The sequence below is a fragment of the Pseudonocardia aurantiaca genome (assembly GCF_039526725.1).
Lineage (GTDB): Bacteria > Actinomycetota > Actinomycetes > Mycobacteriales > Pseudonocardiaceae > Pseudonocardia > Pseudonocardia aurantiaca.
Genome location: NZ_BAAAJG010000002.1, coordinates 108,836 through 127,374, shown reverse-complemented (window position 1 = coordinate 127,374; position 18,539 = coordinate 108,836). Strand labels below are relative to the sequence as shown.

The 18,539-nt window shown below is 73.1% G+C and carries 22 protein-coding genes; 16 read left to right on the top strand and 6 right to left on the bottom strand.

What is annotated here, in order from left to right:
* Complete coding sequence (locus tag ABD143_RS02495; RefSeq protein WP_343970574.1) at window positions 1-795, bottom strand: winged helix-turn-helix transcriptional regulator; 795 nt, start codon at window positions 793-795, stop codon at window positions 1-3.
* Between the two features lie 187 nt (window positions 796-982).
* Between ABD143_RS02495 and ABD143_RS02490 the strand changes: the two genes are divergently transcribed.
* From ABD143_RS02490 to ABD143_RS02455, 8 genes are all read left to right on the top strand, one after another.
* Complete coding sequence (locus ABD143_RS02490) at window positions 983-1,828, top strand: alpha/beta hydrolase (protein WP_343970571.1); 846 nt, start codon at window positions 983-985, stop codon at window positions 1,826-1,828.
* 19 nt (window positions 1,829-1,847) lie between these two features.
* Complete coding sequence (locus ABD143_RS02485) at window positions 1,848-2,642, top strand: LmeA family phospholipid-binding protein (RefSeq protein ID WP_343970569.1); 795 nt, start codon at window positions 1,848-1,850, stop codon at window positions 2,640-2,642.
* Window positions 2,643-2,706: 64 nt separating this feature from the next.
* The gene (locus ABD143_RS02480) at window positions 2,707-3,132 is read left to right on the top strand and encodes a thioredoxin family protein (RefSeq protein WP_343970566.1); all 426 of its coding nucleotides are present in this window, start codon (window positions 2,707-2,709) and stop codon (window positions 3,130-3,132) included.
* Window positions 3,133-3,338: 206 nt separating this feature from the next.
* Window positions 3,339-3,821 (top strand): DUF4395 domain-containing protein, encoded by a 483-nt coding sequence (locus ABD143_RS02475; RefSeq protein WP_343970563.1) that lies wholly within the window; start codon window positions 3,339-3,341, stop codon window positions 3,819-3,821.
* Window positions 3,818-4,669: a sulfurtransferase gene (locus ABD143_RS02470; RefSeq protein ID WP_343970560.1), complete on the top strand. Its 852-nt coding sequence runs from the start codon at window positions 3,818-3,820 to the stop codon at window positions 4,667-4,669. The genes ABD143_RS02475 and ABD143_RS02470 overlap by 4 nt, the downstream gene beginning before the upstream one ends.
* A complete protein-coding gene (locus ABD143_RS02465; protein WP_343970557.1) occupies window positions 4,669-4,968 on the top strand; it encodes a DUF1416 domain-containing protein in 300 nt (99 codons plus the stop codon). The genes ABD143_RS02470 and ABD143_RS02465 overlap by 1 nt, the downstream gene beginning before the upstream one ends.
* A gap of 130 nt (window positions 4,969-5,098) precedes the next feature.
* Window positions 5,099-5,230, top strand: coding sequence for a hypothetical protein (locus ABD143_RS02460; protein ID WP_343970554.1), 132 nt, complete (start codon window positions 5,099-5,101; stop codon window positions 5,228-5,230).
* Window positions 5,231-5,247: 17 nt separating this feature from the next.
* Window positions 5,248-5,853 carry a heme-binding beta-barrel domain-containing protein gene (locus tag ABD143_RS02455; protein ID WP_343971597.1) on the top strand — a complete coding sequence of 202 codons (606 nt, stop codon included), beginning with the start codon at window positions 5,248-5,250 and terminating at the stop codon, window positions 5,851-5,853.
* A gap of 94 nt (window positions 5,854-5,947) precedes the next feature.
* Here ABD143_RS02455 and ABD143_RS02450 read toward each other — a convergent pair whose 3' ends face one another.
* Window positions 5,948-6,847: a hypothetical protein gene (locus ABD143_RS02450; RefSeq protein WP_343970551.1), complete on the bottom strand. Its 900-nt coding sequence runs from the start codon at window positions 6,845-6,847 to the stop codon at window positions 5,948-5,950.
* Window positions 6,848-6,892: 45 nt separating this feature from the next.
* Entirely contained in the window at window positions 6,893-8,773 is a 1,881-nt protein-coding gene (locus ABD143_RS02445) for a hypothetical protein (RefSeq protein WP_343970548.1), read from the bottom strand.
* 185 nt (window positions 8,774-8,958) lie between these two features.
* Between ABD143_RS02445 and ABD143_RS02440 the strand changes: the two genes are divergently transcribed.
* From ABD143_RS02440 to ABD143_RS02430, 3 genes are all read left to right on the top strand, one after another.
* The gene (locus ABD143_RS02440; protein WP_343970545.1) at window positions 8,959-9,423 is read left to right on the top strand and encodes a Fur family transcriptional regulator; all 465 of its coding nucleotides are present in this window, start codon (window positions 8,959-8,961) and stop codon (window positions 9,421-9,423) included.
* Complete coding sequence (gene ygfZ, locus ABD143_RS02435; protein WP_343970542.1) at window positions 9,420-10,529, top strand: CAF17-like 4Fe-4S cluster assembly/insertion protein YgfZ; 1,110 nt, start codon at window positions 9,420-9,422, stop codon at window positions 10,527-10,529. Before ABD143_RS02440 ends, ygfZ begins: the two co-directional genes overlap by 4 nt.
* 63 nt (window positions 10,530-10,592) lie before the next feature.
* Window positions 10,593-11,825 (top strand): MFS transporter, encoded by a 1,233-nt coding sequence (locus ABD143_RS02430; RefSeq protein ID WP_343970539.1) that lies wholly within the window; start codon window positions 10,593-10,595, stop codon window positions 11,823-11,825.
* On the opposite strand, the gene ABD143_RS02425 is transcribed toward ABD143_RS02430, so the two are convergent.
* Entirely contained in the window at window positions 11,768-12,583 is an 816-nt protein-coding gene (locus ABD143_RS02425; protein WP_343970536.1) for a DUF8083 family protein, read from the bottom strand. The two genes, ABD143_RS02430 and ABD143_RS02425, sit on opposite strands and share 58 nt — an antisense overlap.
* Window positions 12,584-12,759: 176 nt before the next feature.
* Here ABD143_RS02425 and ABD143_RS02420 point away from each other — a divergent pair, with 176 nt between their 5' ends.
* The 5 genes from ABD143_RS02420 (at window position 12,760) to ABD143_RS02400 (ending at window position 15,762) form a co-directional block, all read left to right on the top strand.
* Entirely contained in the window at window positions 12,760-12,966 is a 207-nt protein-coding gene (locus ABD143_RS02420; protein WP_343970533.1) for a DUF3073 domain-containing protein, read from the top strand.
* A gap of 349 nt (window positions 12,967-13,315) precedes the next feature.
* The gene (locus tag ABD143_RS02415) at window positions 13,316-13,495 is read left to right on the top strand and encodes a hypothetical protein (protein WP_343970530.1); all 180 of its coding nucleotides are present in this window, start codon (window positions 13,316-13,318) and stop codon (window positions 13,493-13,495) included.
* A gap of 127 nt (window positions 13,496-13,622) precedes the next feature.
* A complete protein-coding gene (locus ABD143_RS02410) occupies window positions 13,623-14,642 on the top strand; it encodes a DUF1648 domain-containing protein (RefSeq protein WP_343970527.1) in 1,020 nt (339 codons plus the stop codon).
* A gap of 1 nt (window position 14,643) precedes the next feature.
* Entirely contained in the window at window positions 14,644-15,003 is a 360-nt protein-coding gene (locus ABD143_RS02405) for a GntR family transcriptional regulator (RefSeq protein WP_343970525.1), read from the top strand.
* 60 nt (window positions 15,004-15,063) lie between these two features.
* Entirely contained in the window at window positions 15,064-15,762 is a 699-nt protein-coding gene (locus tag ABD143_RS02400) for an NUDIX hydrolase (protein ID WP_343971594.1), read from the top strand.
* Window positions 15,763-15,775: 13 nt separating this feature from the next.
* Here ABD143_RS02400 and purM read toward each other — a convergent pair whose 3' ends face one another.
* Window positions 15,776-16,864, bottom strand: coding sequence for a phosphoribosylformylglycinamidine cyclo-ligase (gene purM, locus ABD143_RS02395; protein WP_343970523.1), 1,089 nt, complete (start codon window positions 16,862-16,864; stop codon window positions 15,776-15,778).
* A 77-nt stretch (window positions 16,865-16,941) separates the two neighbouring features.
* Complete coding sequence (gene purF, locus ABD143_RS02390; RefSeq protein ID WP_379659801.1) at window positions 16,942-18,534, bottom strand: amidophosphoribosyltransferase; 1,593 nt, start codon at window positions 18,532-18,534, stop codon at window positions 16,942-16,944.
* Between the last annotated feature and the right edge of the window lie 5 nt (window positions 18,535-18,539).

Sequence of the window (18,539 nt, the reverse complement as noted above, 5' to 3'; positions counted from 1 at the left end):
TCAGGCCATCCCGGCGACGCCGGAGACACGACCGGAGGCCCGACCGGAGGCCCGATCGGTCTCCTCTCCGTCGTCACCCCCGCCGTCGTCCTCGACCAGCCCGACTCCGCCGGACGTCCCGAGCCCGCCCCGGCTGGGCCGGACGAACTTGTAGCCGACGTTGCGAACGGTGCCGATCATCTGCTCGTGCTCGGTGCCGAGCTTCGCCCGCAGCCGTCGCACGTGGACGTCCACGGTGCGCGTGCCGCCGAAGAAGTCGTAGCCCCAGACCTCCTGCAGCAGCTGAGCGCGCGTGAAGACCCGGCCTGCGTGCTGGGCGAGGTACTTGAGCAGCTCGAACTCCTTGTAGGTGAGCTCGAGCAGGCGCCCGCGTAGGCGGGCTGCGTAGGTGGCCTCGTCGATGACGAGCTCGCCGAGCACGAGCGCTCCGCCCTCGCGGCCGGAATCGGTGCCAGGGCGCGACTTGAGCAGCCGCAGCCGTGCGTCGACCTCGGCCGGGCCTGCGCCGGGGAGCAGGATCTCGTCCACGACCCACTCGCCGGACACCGCGACCAGGCCGCCCTCGGTGAGCACGGCGATGACGGGAACGTCCATCCCGGTGCTGCCCAGAAGGCGGCACAGGCTGCGGGCCGCCACAAGGTCGGTGCGCGCGTCCACGAGCACCGCGTCGTGCGGACCCGCGTCGAGCAGTGCAGCGACCTCGGGCGCAGCCGTGCGGACCCCGTGTGGGAGCAGGGTGAGCGCCGGCAGCACGGACCCCGGGTCGGGGTCGGCCGTCAGCAGAAGGAGTTCCACCAGGTGCCTCCTCTCCACCGGGAGCCGGGACGCCGGGCGGCGCCCCTCGTCCGATCACGGCGGGGCGACACTGGCGCACCGTTCACATCCGCGTGACCCGGTCGGAACACCACCACGCGGATCGATGCAGGATAACCGGGTGACTGGCGATGGCACGAGATCCGCGGTGGAGGTCACTGTGCGTGCGGTGAGAGTGCGCACCTCCGACGGGGTTTCGCTCTCCGGAATGCATTGTCCGGGTGGCGGTAGTTCCACCGTGCTGGCGGTCTGCCACGGCTTCACCCATCACACCCGCCACTCCAGCACCCGGAGGGTGGTCGCTGCGCTCGCGCGGCACGCGCCGGTCGTCGCGTTCGACATGCGCGGCCACGGGCGGTCCGGCGGGCGCAGCACCGTCGGCAACCTCGAGCCGCTCGATCTCGACGCCGCCGTGGCATGGGCCCGCTCGGCCGGGTACGAGCGGGTCGTCACGGTCGGGTTCTCCCTGGGCGCCGCCGTCGCGTTGCGCCAGGCCGCGAGCTCCACCCACGGCACTCGACCGGACGCCGTGGTCGCGGTGAGCGGGCCCGCCCGCTGGTACTCCCGCGAGACGGTGCCGATGCGCCGGCTGCACTGGCTGCTCGAACAGCCGCACGGACGGCTCATCGCGCGCCTGATGGGCGTGCGGCTCGACGGCGGCTGGGAGCTCGTGCCCCCGTCGCCGGTGGAGGTGGCGGCGGCTGTGGCGCCGCTCCCGCTGCTCCTGGTGCACTTCGCGGGCGACCGCTATTTCTCCGCCGCGCACGCCACGGCCCTCGCGGCGGCGGCCGGGCACGCCGAAGTGTGGACCGAACCCCGCGACGGACACGGCGAGAGCGGCACGGACGCCGAACTGGCCGGACGGATCGCGCGCTGGGCGCTGCTCGCCCGCGCTGGTGACGGCCCCCATGACGGCCCTGCGCGCAGCCGCTCTACGGTCGGAGCCGTCCCGGCAGATCGCCGGGCCCCGGGGGATGGAAGTCGGCGGAGCTTGCGAAGCCGGCGGGGCGGGTAAGCACAGGGTCGGAGGTCGGATGAGGCGGCTGATCATCGCGCTGCTCGTCCTGGTCGGGCTGTTCGTGGCTGTCGACTTCGGGTCAGCGGCGCTGGCCGAGTCGGCGGTGTCCCGCCAGATGCGCGAGCAGATCGGGCTCGTCGACGACCCGTCGGTGCGGATCAACGGTTTCCCGTTCCTCACCCAGGCGGTGTCGGGCCGGTACTCCAGCGTGGACGTCACCGCGTCCCGCATCCACGTGGGCCCGCTGCAGGAGCTCGGCGTCTCCGCCCAGTTGCGCAACGTCAACGCGCCGCTGTCGATGCTGCTCGGCTCCGGCCCCAAGACGCTCAGTGTGCAAGAGGCCGAGGGCACCGTGTCCGTGCCGGCCACCGACGTCCAGCGGCTCGTCCAGGGTGTGCAGGACCTGCGCATCGAGACGATCGACGAGGAGGCGCTCCAGCAGACCGTCGAGGACGACGGCGGCCCGTCGTCGCTCCTGCAGCTCGACCCGGAACGGGCCGCGCGGTTCGGGGGCACGGTCACGGTGCTCGGCCAGGAGGTCGACGTCTGGCTCATCGCGACCCTGCAGCTCGTCAACGGCCAGGTGCAGATCGAGCCGCGCTACATCCACCTGGGCGGCAACGACGCACCGGCGCTCCCCGCGGTGGCCCAGTCCACGCTGCAGCAGCTCTTCACGATCCGCGTCAACCCCGGCGCGCTGCCCCTCGCGGTCACCCCGACCGACCTGAAGGCCGTCAACGGCGCGCTGGAGATCAGCGGGACGGCGCAGAACATGACCCTCGGCGCAGGTGCCACCCCCGCCACCGGCTGAGGCAGGGAATTCGCGTCCGCGCGCCCTGGTTGGCTACAGCAAACGGCGCAGCGGGGAGGACCGGGTGGACGCGATCGGCGTGGCGGTGCTGATCGGCACGCTGGTGCTTGCGACGGTCGCCGGGTTCGTGCTCCGCGCCCGCTCAGGACGACTGCGTACGGGCGGCGGCGCCACCAACGGTTGGCGGCTCGCAGGCGACGGACCGCGAGAGAGCGACCGGGTGCTCCTTCTGCAGCTCTCCTCGCCGGTCTGCACCCCGTGCCGGCAGACGAGTGCGCTGCTCACCGACCTTGCGCGGCGCAGAGCGGGCGTGGTGCACCGGGAGGTCGACGTGGCCGAGCAGCCTGACGTCGCGCGGGAGCTCGGCGTGATGCGCACGCCCACCGTGGTCGTTTTCGACCGGAGCGGCGGGGAGCTTCTGCGTGTGACCGGCGTGCCGCGCCCCGCCGAGCTCGAAGCTCGGATCGCCCCACAGCTGCCCTCGGCGTGACCTCCAGACGTGACAGGCGCCGCACCCGTTGGGATGATCCAGCCGCCGGACTGCCCTGGACCGGCTTCCTCGGTTACGCTCGCGAGCGTGTTCTGGCCGCTTACCCGACGCCGCGCAGTTGACCTGTGCCGTATCGGTAGCTGCCTCTGTCACGCATCCTGAGCGTTCGACGCTTCTTCCACGCATCTTCACTCAGGAGCACCCCTATGTCGTCACCCGACCAGCCCACGCGCCGTGGCGACCCACCGGTCGACCCACGTGGTGTCCGGTTCAACGCGACCGTGACCACCGTCGTGCTTGCGCTCGTGCTGCTCTCCGGGAGCCCGTGGCTGCTCGCGGCCCAGGCGATGGTGTTCGCGCTCGGCGCGTTCGCCGGCCTGCGCTTCGCGCCGTACTCCGTCCTCTATCGCGCGATGCTCGCCCACCGGCTCGGGGAGCCGGCTGAGCGGGAGGAGGCCGCCCCGGTGCGGTTCTCCCAGGGCGTCGGTTTCACCTTCGCCGTGGTCGGCGCCGTCGGCTACTTCTCCGGGCTCACCGCCCTGGGCATCGTGGCCACAGCCTTCGCGCTGGCCGCCGCCTTCCTCAACGCCGCCTTCGGCTTCTGCCTCGGCTGCGAGATGTACGCACTGATCGCCCGCCTCCGTAACCGTTCCAGCCAGAACAACAACCAGCAGGGAGCCACCGCATGAGCCGCCAGGAAGTCCTGGTCACCGCCGACTGGGCCGAGAAGAACCTCGGCACCGACGGCGTCGTGTTCCTCGAGGTCGACGAGGACACCACCGCGTACGACGGCGGCCACCTGCCCGGCGCCGTCAAGGTCAACTGGACCACCGAGCTGCAGGACCCGGTCCGTCGCGACATCGTGAACAAGGAGCAGTTCGAGAAGCTCCTGTCGGCCAAGGGCGTCAGCAGCGACGACACCGTCGTGCTCTACGGCGGCAACAACAACTGGTTCGCCGCCTACGCCTACTGGCAGTTCAAGCTGTACGGCCACGGCGACGTGAAGCTGCTCGACGGCGGCCGCAAGAAGTGGGAGCTGGACGGCCGCACGCTCACCACGGACGTGCCCGAGCGCCCGGCCGCCACCTACACCGCGCAGGAGCCGGACAACTCGATCCGCGCGTTCCGCGACGAGGTCGTCGAGGCGATCGGCACCAAGAACCTGGTCGACGTGCGCTCGCCCGACGAGTTCTCCGGCAAGATCCTCGCCCCCGCCCACCTCCCGCAGGAGCAGTCGCAGCGGCCCGGCCACGTGCCCGGTGCGATCAACATCCCGTGGAGCAAGGCGGCCAACGAGGACGGCACGTTCCGCTCGGACGAGGAGCTCGCCAAGCTCTACGGCGACGAGGGCTTCGACGGTTCCCGCCCGACCATCGCCTACTGCCGCATCGGCGAGCGCAGCTCGCACACCTGGGTGGTGCTGCACGAGCTGCTCGGCCACAGCGACGTCAAGAACTACGACGGCAGCTGGACCGAGTACGGCTCTCTCATCGGCGTGCCGATCGAGCTGGGCGCGCCCCAGAAGGCGGGCGCCTGATGTGCGGCGCCCCTGACCAGGCGGTCGCGCTGCCTCCGGGCACCGACCTCACCAAGGAGACCGTGCTCACCGGCCGGGTCGTCGCGGGCGGCGAACCGGTCGGAGGCGCGTTCGTCCGGCTCCTGGACGGCACCGGCGAGTTCACGGCCGAGGTCGTGGCCTCGCAGGAGGGACATTTCCGGTTCTTCGCCGCTCCGGGCACCTGGACCGTCAGGGCGCTCTCGCGGGCGGGCAACGGCCAGGCGGAGCTGACGGCGGACGGCCCCGGCGTCCACCGCGCGGAGATCGCGGTCGCCTGACCCGGTCCACACACCGGCAGTACGAGCGGCGCTCTCCCGCCGGGGAGCGCCGCTCGTGCCTTCAGAGCGACCCGCGCCGCAGGCGCGGCGCCCGCACCGGCATTCGGAGCAGGGACTAGGCTCCTGTGCCGTGCAGTGGTTGTTCACCAGCCTCCTGATCGTGGTCAGCGCCGGGATCGCGGGCTACACCGGCTACCTGCTGCGGCGCCTGTTCACCGCGCCACCCGGGCCGCCCGACGTGCCTGCGGAGCAGACGCCGTGACGGGCCCGGAAGGCGAGCTGCCCGGCACGATCACGGGCCCGGCGAACGCCGCCCCCGACTCCCCGCGGCGCAACCGGCCGCGCTTCGACGACCTGCCCATCCCCGACGACACCGCGAACCTGCGTGAGGGCCCCGACCTGCACGAGCAGTGCCTCGGACTGCTGCCTCTCATCGGAGTGTGGCGCGGCACCGGAGAGGTCGTCTACCCGACGATCGACGGGCCGTTCACGTTCGGGCAGCAACTCGTGTTCGCGCACGACGGGCGCCCGTTCCTGTCGTACGAGGCCAAGGCCTGGCTGCTCGGCCCCGACGGCGAGGTGATCCGTCCCGCCGCTCGGGAGACCGGGTTCTGGCGCCCGCAGCCGGACGGCGTCCTCGAGGTGCTCATCACCCATGCCACCGGCATCTCGGAGATCTACTACGGGCGGGCTCGCAACCTGACCTCCTGGGAGATCGAGACCGACGCGGTCGTGCGCACGGCGACGGCCAAGGAGGTCGGCGGCTCGCATCGGCTGTACGGCCTCGTCGAGGGCGGCGACCTGGCCTACGTCGACGAGCGCGCGATGATGGGCCAGCCCATGCAACCGCACCTCTCGGCCCGGCTGAACCGCATCGCGGGCTAGGAGCGCCCTGAACAACTCGGCCCTACTGCGCGACGCCCAGGCGCCGCTCGCTACGGGCGGAGTTCTTCAGGACCCTCCTAGCTCCCACAGCGTCCTAACGCGACGACGCCGCCGCCAGCAGGGCCTGCAACTCCCCCACGGGCATCCCGGCCAGCCGGGCAAGCTGGTCGGTGCGCAGTCCGGCGCCCGCCAGGCGGGGCAGCACGTCCCGGAGCGCGGCGCGCTCGCGGCGCATCGCATCGGAAAGCCGGTCGAGCTGAGCGCGGCAGGCGTCGAGATCGATGGTGGCGTCGACGGCGAGCTCGGGGTCGTGCAGGAGCACGGCGAGCAGCCGGTCGCGCGCGTCGTCGCGCCGGGTGGACGGCAGCGGGGCCTGCTGCGGCTGCTGCTGGGGCGCGTCGGCAGGCTGCGGTGCGGGGGCCGGAGGTCGCTGCTCGGCAGGCTGCTGCCGTACCACCTGCTGCTCGGCCACCATCTGCGCCGATTCACCCGGGTGACCTGCGGCCACCCGCGCGGCGAACGCCTGCACGACTGCGGCTGCCACGCTGCGCGAGGACCCGGAGTGGTCGAAGGGCGCCCTGGACCCGTCGGCTTCCGGTGCAGCCGGCTCGACGTCAGCCGCGCGGGCCCACGGGGCGACGGGCACCGGCCCTGACGGCGGGTCCTCCGGAGCGGGCGCCACGCGAGGCAGCACTGCGTGCTCGCGCGCCGCCACCTGCCGGTCTGCCGGGCCCGCCGGTCGCAAACCGCCGGACCAGTGCGCCGGCACCGTTGCGAACGACCTCGTCTGCGGTGGGACGGCAACGGCGGGTCGCTCAGGCGCCGCGGGCCGCTCGATTGAGCCCGCCGTCGGAGGCGACGGGCTGTCCGCCTTCGCACCACGCGGGACCGGTCTGTCCCGGCGCAGGGCGAACCACAGGTAGGCCAGCGCGGCGAGGATCACCACTCCCGCACCCAGCGGGACCAGCCAGTCCGCTGTCAGGGGCAGCTGCATGGCAGCGCACCGTACGCCCTCTGGGCTCACCGTGCGCGATCGGGATCAACCGGAGCGTGACGCCGATGCTGAACGGTCGGCACGTTCGGCACCGGCCGAACCGCCGTTGCTCCCGTCGGGACGGCCGCCCCTGTCCGGGCCCTCGCGGCCGCCGTCCTGCTGGTCAGGACCGCCGCCGTTCGGCGGCCGGGCCGGGCTGACCTTGGTGGTGGCGTCGACCGGCACCGGCCGGGCTTGCTCAGCCGGCTTGCCGGGCGGCAGCGGCTGCACCTGCGGCACGACCGTGGTGCGGTCCGCATTGGGGCCGCTCTGGTCGCCGGGCCGGGGTGCGGATGTCTGCGGGACAGCGGTGGTCTTCGGTTCGCGATTCGCCTGATCGGTGGACGGGCGGAAAAGGTCGCCCGGCTCCGGTTCCGGCTCGTTGCGGGGGCGCATCGACGCCGACTGGGACGCCGGCTGATCGGCGCCCGACCCGAACGCACCCGGGATGGGCCGCTGCCCGCTGGGCTGCGCCCCGCCCGCGCCGCGGTCGCCTGCGGGCGACGGCGCCGACGGACGGCCGGCAGGCGGACGCGCCTCGGTGCCACGGCCGACGGGCTGCTGACCGGACGGCTGCTGATGACCGGACGGCTGCTGACCGGGGCCGTTTTTCGGCGCGGAACCCGCAGTGGGCGCACCCGCGGGCTTCTGGCCACCCGGCTGCTGGCCGGGAGGCTGCTGACCCGGCGACTGCGAGCCGGGCTGCTGCCCCTGGGACTGCTGCCCGTGGGGCTGCTGCCCCCGCGACGGCTGGCCCGGCGGCTGCGGACCCGGCGGCTGCGGACCCGGCTGCTGACCGTGGGGCTGCGGGGCGGCTGCGGGCTGCGGCGAAGGGCCCTTCTGCGGCGCCGGCTGCGGACCGGCCGGCGAGGGCTGCGCCCCGGACGGAGCCCTGCCTGCATCGGACGCGGGGCGCGCCTGCTGCCCGGGGGCGCCGTGCGCACTGTCGGGTGCCTGCTTGCCGCCCGCACCGGGCTGGCCCGGCTGCTGCCCCTGACCGTGGGAGCCCGGCTGCCCCTGCTGTGGCTGGTGGCCCTGCTGACCGGCCGGCCCCGGCTGCCCCTGCTGACCCGGCGGTGGCTGCTGACCCGGCGGTGGCTGCTGGCCCGGCTGACCGGGTCGCGCGGCACCCTTCTGGCCCGGCGCGGCACCCTCGGCCGAGGGTTGGCCGGGGCTCGGCCGCGGCCGCGGCGTGGGGCTTACGGGCGCGCGGGCCTGGCCGTGGGGGCCGCCCTGCTGCGGGCCCTGCGGTTGCGCGCCCTGCGCCCCGCCGGGCCCCGACTTCGGACCTCCCTGCCCCTGAAGCGCCGGCTGCGGCGCTCCGGGATGCTGGGCGGGCGACTGCGAACCCGACGGCCGGGCGGGAGCGGGCGTGCCCGCTGGGTCCCGCGGGGGAAGCGTGATGCGGCCCGTGGGGGCCGAGAGCATGCCTTCCAGCTGGCCCCGCATCCGCGTGAGCTCGGCGAGCAGCGCGTCGCGCTGGCGCAGCAGGTCGGCGACCTGGTGCCGGACGCCCTCCTCCTCGGCGCGCGCGGCGGCACGGGCCTTGTTGCGGATCTCCGCGGCCTCCTCCTCGGCGGCCTGCAGGATGCTCTGCATGCGGTCGGTGAAGTTGCCGACGACGTCAGGGGAGTCGCCGGGACGGGGCCGTGGCGTGGGACGCGGGCGCGCCCCGGGCGGCAGCGGCGGCTGGCCGGGAAGCGGCACACCGGCAGAAGCGGACGCGACGACCGGGAGCGGGTGGCTGCGCGCCACGTCGAGATCGGCGCGCATCTTGCCGAGGACCCGCTGGAGCCGCGCGAGATGCTCGTCGACCTGCCTGCGGTCGTAGCCGCGGAGGACGACGTCGAATTGTGGCGCGCCGAGCGCGCCCGCATCACTCGTCATCCCTGGCCCTCCCCAAGCGCAGTGCTTCCCCTCTCTACGTCGAGGGTAGGTAGATCGTTGCGCTTACACCTGTTCGTTCACCCTCATGGAGCATACCGATCGTGGACGGATCCCCGTTCTCGGTGCGTTGCGCGAGCAGGCCGCGGCGCGGCAGGAACACCCCCACACGGCCTACCATCGAAGCGATGGACACCTCGTCGACTGTCGATCACGCGGGCGGATCGGCGGCCCTCAGGCACACGCTTCACAAGCGGGGGCTGCGGATGACGCCGCAGCGGCAGCTGATCCTCGACGCCGTCCGCGAGCTGGGCCACGCCACCCCCGAGCAGATCTGCGCGCAGGTCCAGACGGCCGCCCCGGCCGTCAACATCACCACCATCTACCGCACGCTCGACCTGATGGAGCGCATCGGACTGGTGCGCCACACCCACCTCGGCCACGGCGCGCCGACGTACTCCGAGCAGAAGCACCAGCACGTCCACCTCGTCTGCCACAGCTGCGGTTCGGTGACGGAGTCGCCGACCGACCTGATGGACGAGCTGGCCGAGCGGCTGCGCGCAGAGTCCCAGTTCGAGCTCGACCCGTCCCACGTCGCGCTCTCCGGGGTGTGCCGCAATTGTCAGGACACTCCGCAGGAGGAACCGCAATGACCGAGCCCACGGAGCAGACAGGCCCGGCGGAGAACGCGGGAGCGGGCCTCCCGGGCGCCGAGTCCGACCCGGGCGTCGCGGCCCACCGCGGCGACCCGTTCGCCGAGCAGCGGGCCATGGCGCGCACCGCTGCCGTCGTCGACAGGGGCAACCGCGGCGTCATCGCGGTCACCGGCGAGGACCGGCTGAGCTGGCTGCACCTGCTGCTCACCCAGCACGTCAGCGAGCTGCCCGCGGACATCGGCACGGAAGCGCTCGTGCTCGACATCAACGGGCGGGTGCTGCACCACATGGTCGTCGCGCACACCGCGGAGACCGTGTACCTCGACACCGAGCCTGGCGACCTCGCCGAGCTGCTCGACTACCTGCGCAAGATGGTCTTCTGGTCGAAGGTCGAGCCCCGCGACGCCACGGGCGAGCTGGCTGTGCTGAGCGTCGTCGGCCCGGAGACACCCACGGTCCTCGCCGCGGCGGGAGTGGACGTACCGAAGCGACCGCACGGCGCGCTCGCTCTCCCGGGCGGCGGTCTCGTGCGCCGGATGGCCTGGCCCGGTATCGACGCCGCCGACGTGCTGGTTCCGCGCTCCGACCTCGACGCGTGGTGGCAGCGGCTGACCGACGCGGGCGCTCGGCCGGCCGGAACGATGGCCTTTGAGGCGATGCGTGTGGAGGCGCTGCGGCCGCGGCTGCACGTCGACACCGACGACCGGACCATCCCGCACGAGGTCGGCTGGATCGGCTCGGCCGTACACCTCACGAAGGGCTGCTACCGCGGCCAGGAGACGGTTGCGCGGGTGGCCAACATCGGGCGTCCGCCGCGGCGGTTGGTGCTGCTGCACCTCGACTCGGGCGACGACAGCCTGCCGGTGCCGGGCGACCCGGTGCTGCTCGACGGGCGAGCGGTCGGGCGCGTGGGCACCATGGCCCTGCACCACGAGCTGGGGCCGGTGGCGCTCGCCCTGGTCAAGCGCTCGGTCGCAGTGGACGCGCAGCTGGTGGCGGGCACGGACGATCGGGCGGCGCCTGCGGCGATCGACCCGTCGTCCGTGGTGGAGGCGGACGACCCGCAGCGGGGCAGGTTGGCGCAGCAGTCCCTGCGGAGCTGAGCCGGTGGCCCACATAGTGGGAAGGTTTTCTCGAATGATGGGCGCCGGGCTTACCGTCGAGCGGTGATTACGGGACCGCGCTACCGCTTCGTCGTGCTCGCGGTGGGCACCGCCGCCCAGGCCGCGACCGCCGCGTACTTCCTCGGCCTCGCCGCCGTCACCCCCGCGCTGCGCGACTACTTCTCGCTCAGCATCGCGGGCGTCGGCACGCTGCTCGGCGTCATCTCCGTCGGCCTCGTCGCCACACTGATCGCCTGGGGCAGCGCCACCGACCGGTTCGGCGAGCGCGGAGTGATGGCCGCAGGCCTGGTCGGGTCCGCTGCGGCTCTCGGCGGCACGGCCTTCGTGCGGGACCCCGTACTCGCAGGTGTGCTGCTCGCGGTCGCGGGCGCGTCCGGGGCCAGCGTCAACGCGGCCAGTGGCCGGGCGGTGCTGACCTGGTTCCCGGCGGAGCGCCGCGGCATGGCGATGGCCGTGCGCCAGACGTCCGTGCCGATCGGCACCGCGCTCGCCGCCATCGCGCTGCCGCCGATCGCCGCGTCGGCGGGCGTACCCGCCGTCTTCCTGACGCTGGCGGCCGGATGCCTCGTGACCGCCGCGGCCGTGGCGGTCTGGGTGCGCGAGCCACCCGGGCGCCCCGCATCGGGTGCCCGGCCGGCCGCGAGCGCGCTCAGCGTGCTGATGGACCGGCGGCTGCTGCGTCTCAGCCTCGCGGGCCTGCTGCTGGTGGTGCCGCAGTTCCTCGGCTCGCTGTTCATGGTGGAGGTCCTCCACGACGGCGCCGGGCTGTCGCTCGCGTTGGCAGGTGGACTGCTCGCGCTCACGCAGGTACTCGGGGCGCTGGGCAGGCTCGGTAACGGGGTGTGGTCCGACCGCGTCGGGAGCAGGCTGGGCCCGCTGCGGATCGTGGCGCTCGCCGTCGCCGCGGGGTTCGGGCTGGCCGCGGTGCTGGAGCCGGGCCCGGCGCCGGTGCTCGCGGCCGTGCTCGTGCTGTCGGCGGCGCTCGCGATCAGCTGGAACGGGCTCGTCTTCACGGCGGCGGGCGAGCTCGCCCCGCCCGGGAGAGCGGCTACCGCGATGGCTGCGTCCAACACGGCCAACTACGCCGCCGCGGCCGCAGCGCCCGCGCTGGGCGGGCTGCTGGCCGAGGTCGCGGGGTGGCCCGCGATGCTCGCGATGGGCGCCGCGGCCGCGCTGGGCGCCGTACTTGCACTGCGCCGGCTCGCGGAACCGGCAGCTCAGCCGGACCGCTGCTTGCCCACCACCGGCGACCAGAACGCCCGCAGCCGCTCGTAGCCCCGCCTGGCGCCGTCGACGTCGCCGTCGCGCAACGCGCGCAGAGCTTCCCGCACCTGCGCCGCGGACGTGTCCGACCGCAAGCTCACGTCGTCGATGAGGTGGACGAGACCGCCGTAGTCCAGCTCCACGACCGAGTCGCGGTCGAAGCGATCCAGCCACGCCCCGGTCTCGGCGAGGACATCGGCGGCGCCGCTGCCGTCCGCGAACCCGGCGCGGATCACCTCCTCGGCTCGGGCCGCCCGGCCGCGAGCGCGGCTGATCGGCACCTGCCACCAGACCCGGCGCGGATGCCTGCGGACCCTCCGGTCCTCCTGGTCGACGAGCGCGAACCACGGGAGCGGCACCGTCCAGGTCGCTGAGACGACGTGCGCGGCAGCCTCCCCGAGGTCAGCGACCGCACGTTCAGCGCTGCGCCGGGCCGCGGGCTCCGGGACGGGCAGGATCACCGACTTGAGGAACGGCGCCTCGGTGTCGAGGAAGCCGAGGACGGCGGCACCCGCCCGCGCTCTCGTGTCCAGCGGGCAGACGAGCACGTCACCCGGGCCGCGCTCGGTGACCAGGATCTCAGTGCGCGGCGGCGGCAACAGCCGGGAGCCGAGCATGGCCCGCAGGCAGAGCTCCCGCTCCCGGTTCCCCATCGCCTCCGGGCGTACCGCTCCGCGTGCCAGCGCGGCGCGCACAGCATCACCCGACGGACCCTCGAAGGCCCTGAGCGGTTCATAGACCCGCAGGTAGGAGAGGAACGGGGCGAGCATGGACGACGATGGTGCCAGCCCCACGGGTGGCCTCCACCGCGTCCGTTGTCACACAAGCAGTGCCACGTCGCACACCCGGCCCTTCGCAAGGTACGGTGGTCACCAGGACATTGATGAGATGAATGGGGCCGCCGAGACATCCGGCCGCCCCTTCCCTGTTGTAAGGGGGACCAGCCATGGGGCGCGGACGAGCCAAGGCCAAGCAGACGAAGGTGGCCCGCGAGCTCAAGTACAGCTCCCCCACCATGGATCTCGACGCGCTGCAGCGCGAGATCGGGAGTGCGGCACCCCGCAACGGTGAGGCGGCGGACGACGACTACGCCGACCCTTACGCCCCCGACGCGGACGACGACGACGACAGCCCGCAGCGCCGCTACCGGTGACCTGCGGGGCTCCGGACCCGCCTCGGGTCCGGAGCCCTCGTCGCAAGTAGAGGTCGGCGGCACCCGCGTCCCGGGAGGATCACCCGAAGGGCACGACGCGGTTTGCCGGGCGCATCAAGTAGTGCGTTGCAGCTGACCCTGCGTTCGGCCACACCCGCAAGCGGCGCTGGTTGCTGCGCGAGCACCGCCGCGCTGCACCCGATCGGTGGCCACAGGACTGGTGGGACGCCGACGTCTGAGGCAAGATCACGTTCATGTGAACAGTGCCTCACCCGCGCGTGACACGCTGGGCGACCCTGCGACGATTAACAAGCAACGTGGCCGAAGTTCGAAGGGCGAGGCGATCGGCATGCTCAACATCTCAGTGTCATCGCGGTCGCTCGCTGCGGCACGCTCGGTCGATCCCAACGTCTCCCCGGCTGCCGTCCGGGCGGCGGTGGAGGTCGCACTCGCGGAGATGATGCGCCAGCTCGGCCGTCAGGCGGCCGGCGCGACCCGCTCCACAGCGGAGCGCTCCCCGAAGGATTGAGCCCGGCTCTCCCATCCCACATGGCCGCGCGAGGTCAGCACCGAGTTCGCTGAGGTGAACGAACCCCGTTCTGTCTCGCGGCCGAACTTGTTATAGTTGGTCCATAACAAGTGAGGATGGTGTCTCCGTGACCGACCCGCGCCGTACCTACCGCACGCTGCTCGCCGCTGTCCCGCAGCTGATCGCCGTCGTACCGGCGGTCGTCCTGCTCACCACCGCGAACGACCGCCTGCCCGATCCGATCGCCTCTCATTTCGGCCCGTCCGGCGCCGCCGACGGTTTCAGCAGCGTGGGCGCGAGCGTCGTGGTGATGGCCGCGCTCGGCGCCGGGCTCGCGCTGGTGCTAGGGGTCTCCGCCCGGCTCGCTTTCACCAGTCGGCCGGCGCCCGGGTCGCGTCGGGACCTCGCCCGATGGTTCGTCGGGATCGCATGGGCAACGGCCGCGTTCCTCGCCACCATCCTCACGGGCTCGGTCGCGGCCAATCTCGACCTCGCCGACGCCGGCGCCGCCGTCCTGCCGGGCACCACGTTCCTGCTCGGCTTGTTGGCCGCTGCAGTGGCCGGGCCGGTAGGCGCGCTGCTGGCCCCGCGCACCCCGGACGCCGGGGCGGCTCCCCCGCCCGTCCCCCCGGCATCGATCGGCGCGACCGAGCAGATCAGCTGGTCACGTGCCGTCGGCGCGCCGTGGCTGCCGATCGCAGGGGCCGTGCTCATCGGTGCCGGGCTCGCGCTCGCGGCGGCGGTCCACCAGGCGGCGGGCGTCGGGCTGGCAGTGGCGGGGATCGCCTCGGTGCTGCTCGGCAGCGCGCGGGTGGTCGTCGACCGGCGCGGCCTGACCGTTGCACTCGGCCTGCTCGGCCGCCCGCGGGTCCATGTGCCCGCCGAGGACGTCGAGGCCGTCACCGTCGCCGAGATCTCCCCAGCGCAGTTCGGCGGCTGGGGCTACCGGATCGTGCCCGGCGGGCGGGGCGTGATCATCCGTTCCGGGCAGGCACTCGTGGTCACGCGGCGGTCGGGGCAGCGGTTCACCGTCACCCTTCCTACCCGCCCCGCCGACTCCGCAGGCTCCGCCGGCTGCCATCCCCCGAGGGACGACGCGGAGACCGCCGCGGGCCTGCTGTCCGCCGTCGCGAGCAAGGCGCGTTGACGTGCTGGTCCGGGTGGATCCGGCGCGCAGCACGCCGCTGGCTGAGCAGATCGCCGCGAGCGTCCGGCGTGGCATCGCAGACGGGACGGCGCAGCCCGGCGAGCGCCTGCCGGGAGCGCGCGACCTCGCAGCGTCGCTGCAGGTGAGCATCCACACCGTGCTCGCCGGCTACCAGACCCTGCGCGACGAGGGCCTCATCGAGCTGCGCCGCGGCCGGGGAGCCGTGGTGCGAGAGGGCGCGCAGCCCGGCAGGGCGGCCGTCATCGAGCTGGCGAGGGAACTCGTGCTGGCCGCACGGCGTATCGACCTCGACGACGAGGAGATACTCGGCCTCGTACGGACGGCCGCGAACGGCGCATGATCATCATCCGGTACCGTCAAGCTGACGAGAACATTTCTCCTCGTCAGATCGGTGGAGCGCATGCGTGGCAACCTGTTCGCCGTCGCTGTGGACCTGGTGGTCCTCACGGTGCGGGACGGTGAGCTGTGCGTGCTGCTCCTCGAGCGCACGGCGAAGCCGTTCGAGGGCGAGTTCGCACTACCCGGCGGGTTCGTGCAGCCCAAGGAGGACCTGCTCGACGCGGCCACGCGCGAGCTGGTCACCGAGACCGGGCTCGTCATCGGCACCCACCACGTCGAGCAGCTCGCCAGCTACGCGGCGCCCGACCGCGACCCGCGCGGCCGGGTGCTGACGGTCGGGCACCTCGCGCTGGTGCCCGACCTGCCCGAGCCGGAGGCCGGCGCCGGGGCCGACTCGACGGGCGGTGCCTGGCACCCGGTCGCGAAGGTCGACCAGCTCGCGTTCGACCACGCGCGGATCCTCGCCGACGGCGTTGAGCGCGCACGCGCGAAACTCGAGTACACGACACTAGCCGCGGCCTTCTGCCCGCCCGACTTCACGATCTCCCAGCTGCGGCGGATCTACGAGGCGGTGTGGGGCACCACACCCGACCCTCGCAACTTCTCCCGCAAGGTGACGTCCACACCGGGCTTCCTGCTGCCCACAGGCGCGAAGTTCAGCTCGGGCCGAGGCCGGCCGGGTCAGCTCTTCCGTCGCGGACCGGCGACGGCACTCCACCCGCCGATGCTCCGCGACGGCGACAGCGACGGCGACCTCTGAGCGGCGCGCGACACTAGAAGCGCGGGTGCTCGCCCACGAGCTGCACCCGGCCGGCCTCGTCCGAGCCGGACCGGCGGACCTCACCGAGCACCCAGGACGGCATGTGGCGGGCGGTGAGCACGGCAAGCGCGCGGTCCACGTCGTCGGCGGGCAGCACGGCCACCATCCCGACGCCCAAGTTGAACGTCTTCTCCATCTCGGCGCGCTCGACGCGGCCGCGGGTGGCGATCATCTTGAACACCGGCGCCGGCGTCCACGTGCCGCGCTCAACCACGGCCTCCAGCCCACCGGGCAACACGCGCTCCAGGTTGCGGGCGAGCCCGCCCCCGGTGATGTGCGCGAACGTCCGCACGCCGGTCTCGGCCGCCAGCGCGAGGCAGTCGCGGGCGTAGATCCGGGTGGGGAGGAGCAGCTCCTCGCCGAGGCTGTAACCGAACTCCTCGACATGCCCTTCCAGCGGCATCCGCCCGATGTCCAGCAGCACGTGCCGGGCGAGGGAGTAGCCGTTGGAGTGCAGCCCTGACGACCCCATCGCGATCAGCACGTCGCCAGGGCGCACGCGGTCGGGCCGGAGCATCGCGTCGGCGTCCACCACACCGACGCCGGTGGCCGACAGGTCGTAGCTGCCGTCCTCCATCAGCCCCGGGTGCTCGGCGGTCTCCCCGCCCAGCAGCGCGCAGCCGGCCTGCTGGCAGCCCTCCGCGATGCCCTTGACGATCGTGGCGACCTGCTCGGGCACGAGCCGCCCGACCGCGATGTAGTCCTGCAGGAAGAGCGGCTCCGCGCCGCAGACGACCAGGTCGTCGACGACCATCGCCACCAGGTCGAGGCCGATCGTGTCGTGCTTGTCGAGCGCCTGCGCGATCGCGATCTTGGTGCCGACCCCGTCGGTGGACGCCGCGAGCACCGGCTCGTTGTACTTGCCCAGCTTCAGTGCGAACAGCCCGGCGAAGCCGCCGATGCCGCCCATCACCTCCGGCCTGCTCGCCTTCTCGGCGAACGGGCGGAGGGCGTCGACCGCCCGTTCTCCCGCATCGATGTCGACACCGGCGGCGGCGTAGCTGGCTCCCGGCCCTTCGGCTCCGGTGGTGGTCGGCGGCATCGTTGCAGGGCTCCCAGCAGAGTAGTGGGCGGCGGCACGCGGCACCCGGGGTCGATCGATTGGGGGTTCCGGACGCGTCAGGGACGGCCCAGCGCTTCGGCCGCACCGTAGCCGACAGCGACCGGTCCGGCATCTCCCGAGGCGGCGCCGGACCCCGTCGCAGACGGCTCCGTGAACTCCAGGAGGTGCTTGCCGAGCCGGGCCTCGTCGGGGAGCGCGATGGGGTACTGGCCGTCGAAACAGGCTGAGCACAGCCTGCTCCGGGGCTGCTCAGTGGCCGCGACGAGGCCTTCGAGCGACACGTACCCGAGTGTGTCCGCACCGATGGAGCGGCGGACGCCCTCCGTGTCGATCCCGCTCGCGACGAGCTCCGCCCGGGTGGCGAAGTCGATGCCGTAGAAGCACGGCCAGCGCACGGGCGGTGACGCGATCCGGACGTGGACCTCCAGCGCGCCCGCCTCGCGGAGCATGCGCACGAGCGCACGCTGCGTGTTGCCGCGGACGATCGAGTCGTCCACGACCACGAGCCGCTTGCCCCTGATGACGTCGCGCAATGGGTTGAGCTTGAGCCTGATGCCGAGCTGACGGATGGTCTGGCTGGGCTGGATGAAGGTGCGGCCCACATAGCCGTTCTTCACCAGGCCCTGCCCGTAGGGGATGCCGGAGCCCTGCGCGTAGCCGATGGCCGCGGGGGTGCCGGACTCCGGGACCGGGATCACGAGGTCGGCCTCGGCGGGGTGCTCGACCGCGAGCCTGCGGCCGATCTCCACCCGCGCGGCGTGCACCGAGCGGCCGGAGATCGTGGTGTCCGGGCGAGCGAGGTAGACGTACTCGAACACGCAGCCCTTCGGCTCCGGCGCGGCGAAGCGCGAGCTGCGCATGCCACCTGCGTCGATGGCGAGCAGCTCACCGGGCTCGACCTCGCGGACCATCGAGGCACCCACGATGTCCAGCGCGGCGGTCTCACTCGCCACGACCCACCCACGCTCCAGGCGGCCGAGCACGAGCGGGCGCACGCCGTGCGGGTCGCGGGCGGCGTAGAGGGTCTGCTCGTCGGCGAACACGAGGGAGAACGCGCCCCGGACGCGCGGCAGCAGCCGCATGGCCGCCTCCTCGACGCCCGTGTCGGCGGCGGTTCCGGCGAGCAGCTCTGTGATGACGTCGGAGTCGGTGGTGGACTGCACGGCCGAGCGGTCGGACCGTGACTCCGGCTTCGCCACGGCGCGGAGCTGGGCCACCTCGTCGCGCAGCTCCGCCGTGTTGACGAGGTTGCCGTTGTGGCCCAGCGCGATGCCGCTACCTGCCGCGGTGGTGCGGAACGTCGGCTGCGCGTTCTCCCACGTCGTGGATCCGGTGGTGGAGTACCGGCAGTGGCCGACGGCGAGGTGCCCCTTCAGCGACGACAGGACCTGCTCGTCGAAGACCTGGCTGACCAGCCCGAGATCCTTGAAGACGACCATCCGCTTGCCGTCCGAGACGGCGATGCCCGCTGCCTCCTGGCCGCGGTGCTGGAGGGCGTAGAGGCCGTAGTAGGTGAGGTTCGCGACGTCCTCACCGGGGGCCCACACACCGAACACTCCGCACTCCTCGCGCGGAGCCGGGTCCTGCGATGGGTCGTCCGCGAGCTCGGGGTTGCGTTCGGTCGAGTGCTCGTTCCTGGCGGAACTCAGGCGCA

Coding starts and splice junctions, on each gene's coding strand:
- ABD143_RS02400 (WP_343971594.1), top strand. CDS start 15,064: ATGCGTGGCAACCTGTTCGCCGTCGCTGTGGACCTGGTGGTCCTCACG.
- ABD143_RS02445 (WP_343970548.1), bottom strand. CDS start 8,773: ATGACGAGTGATGCGGGCGCGCTCGGCGCGCCACAATTCGACGTCGTC.
- ABD143_RS02415 (WP_343970530.1), top strand. CDS start 13,316: ATGCTCAACATCTCAGTGTCATCGCGGTCGCTCGCTGCGGCACGCTCG.
- ABD143_RS02440 (WP_343970545.1), top strand. CDS start 8,959: ATGGACACCTCGTCGACTGTCGATCACGCGGGCGGATCGGCGGCCCTC.
- ygfZ (WP_343970542.1), top strand. CDS start 9,420: ATGACCGAGCCCACGGAGCAGACAGGCCCGGCGGAGAACGCGGGAGCG.
- ABD143_RS02450 (WP_343970551.1), bottom strand. CDS start 6,847: ATGCAGCTGCCCCTGACAGCGGACTGGCTGGTCCCGCTGGGTGCGGGA.
- ABD143_RS02485 (WP_343970569.1), top strand. CDS start 1,848: ATGAGGCGGCTGATCATCGCGCTGCTCGTCCTGGTCGGGCTGTTCGTG.
- ABD143_RS02420 (WP_343970533.1), top strand. CDS start 12,760: ATGGGGCGCGGACGAGCCAAGGCCAAGCAGACGAAGGTGGCCCGCGAG.
- ABD143_RS02475 (WP_343970563.1), top strand. CDS start 3,339: ATGTCGTCACCCGACCAGCCCACGCGCCGTGGCGACCCACCGGTCGAC.
- ABD143_RS02465 (WP_343970557.1), top strand. CDS start 4,669: ATGTGCGGCGCCCCTGACCAGGCGGTCGCGCTGCCTCCGGGCACCGAC.
- ABD143_RS02470 (WP_343970560.1), top strand. CDS start 3,818: ATGAGCCGCCAGGAAGTCCTGGTCACCGCCGACTGGGCCGAGAAGAAC.
- purM (WP_343970523.1), bottom strand. CDS start 16,864: ATGCCGCCGACCACCACCGGAGCCGAAGGGCCGGGAGCCAGCTACGCC.
- ABD143_RS02425 (WP_343970536.1), bottom strand. CDS start 12,583: ATGCTCGCCCCGTTCCTCTCCTACCTGCGGGTCTATGAACCGCTCAGG.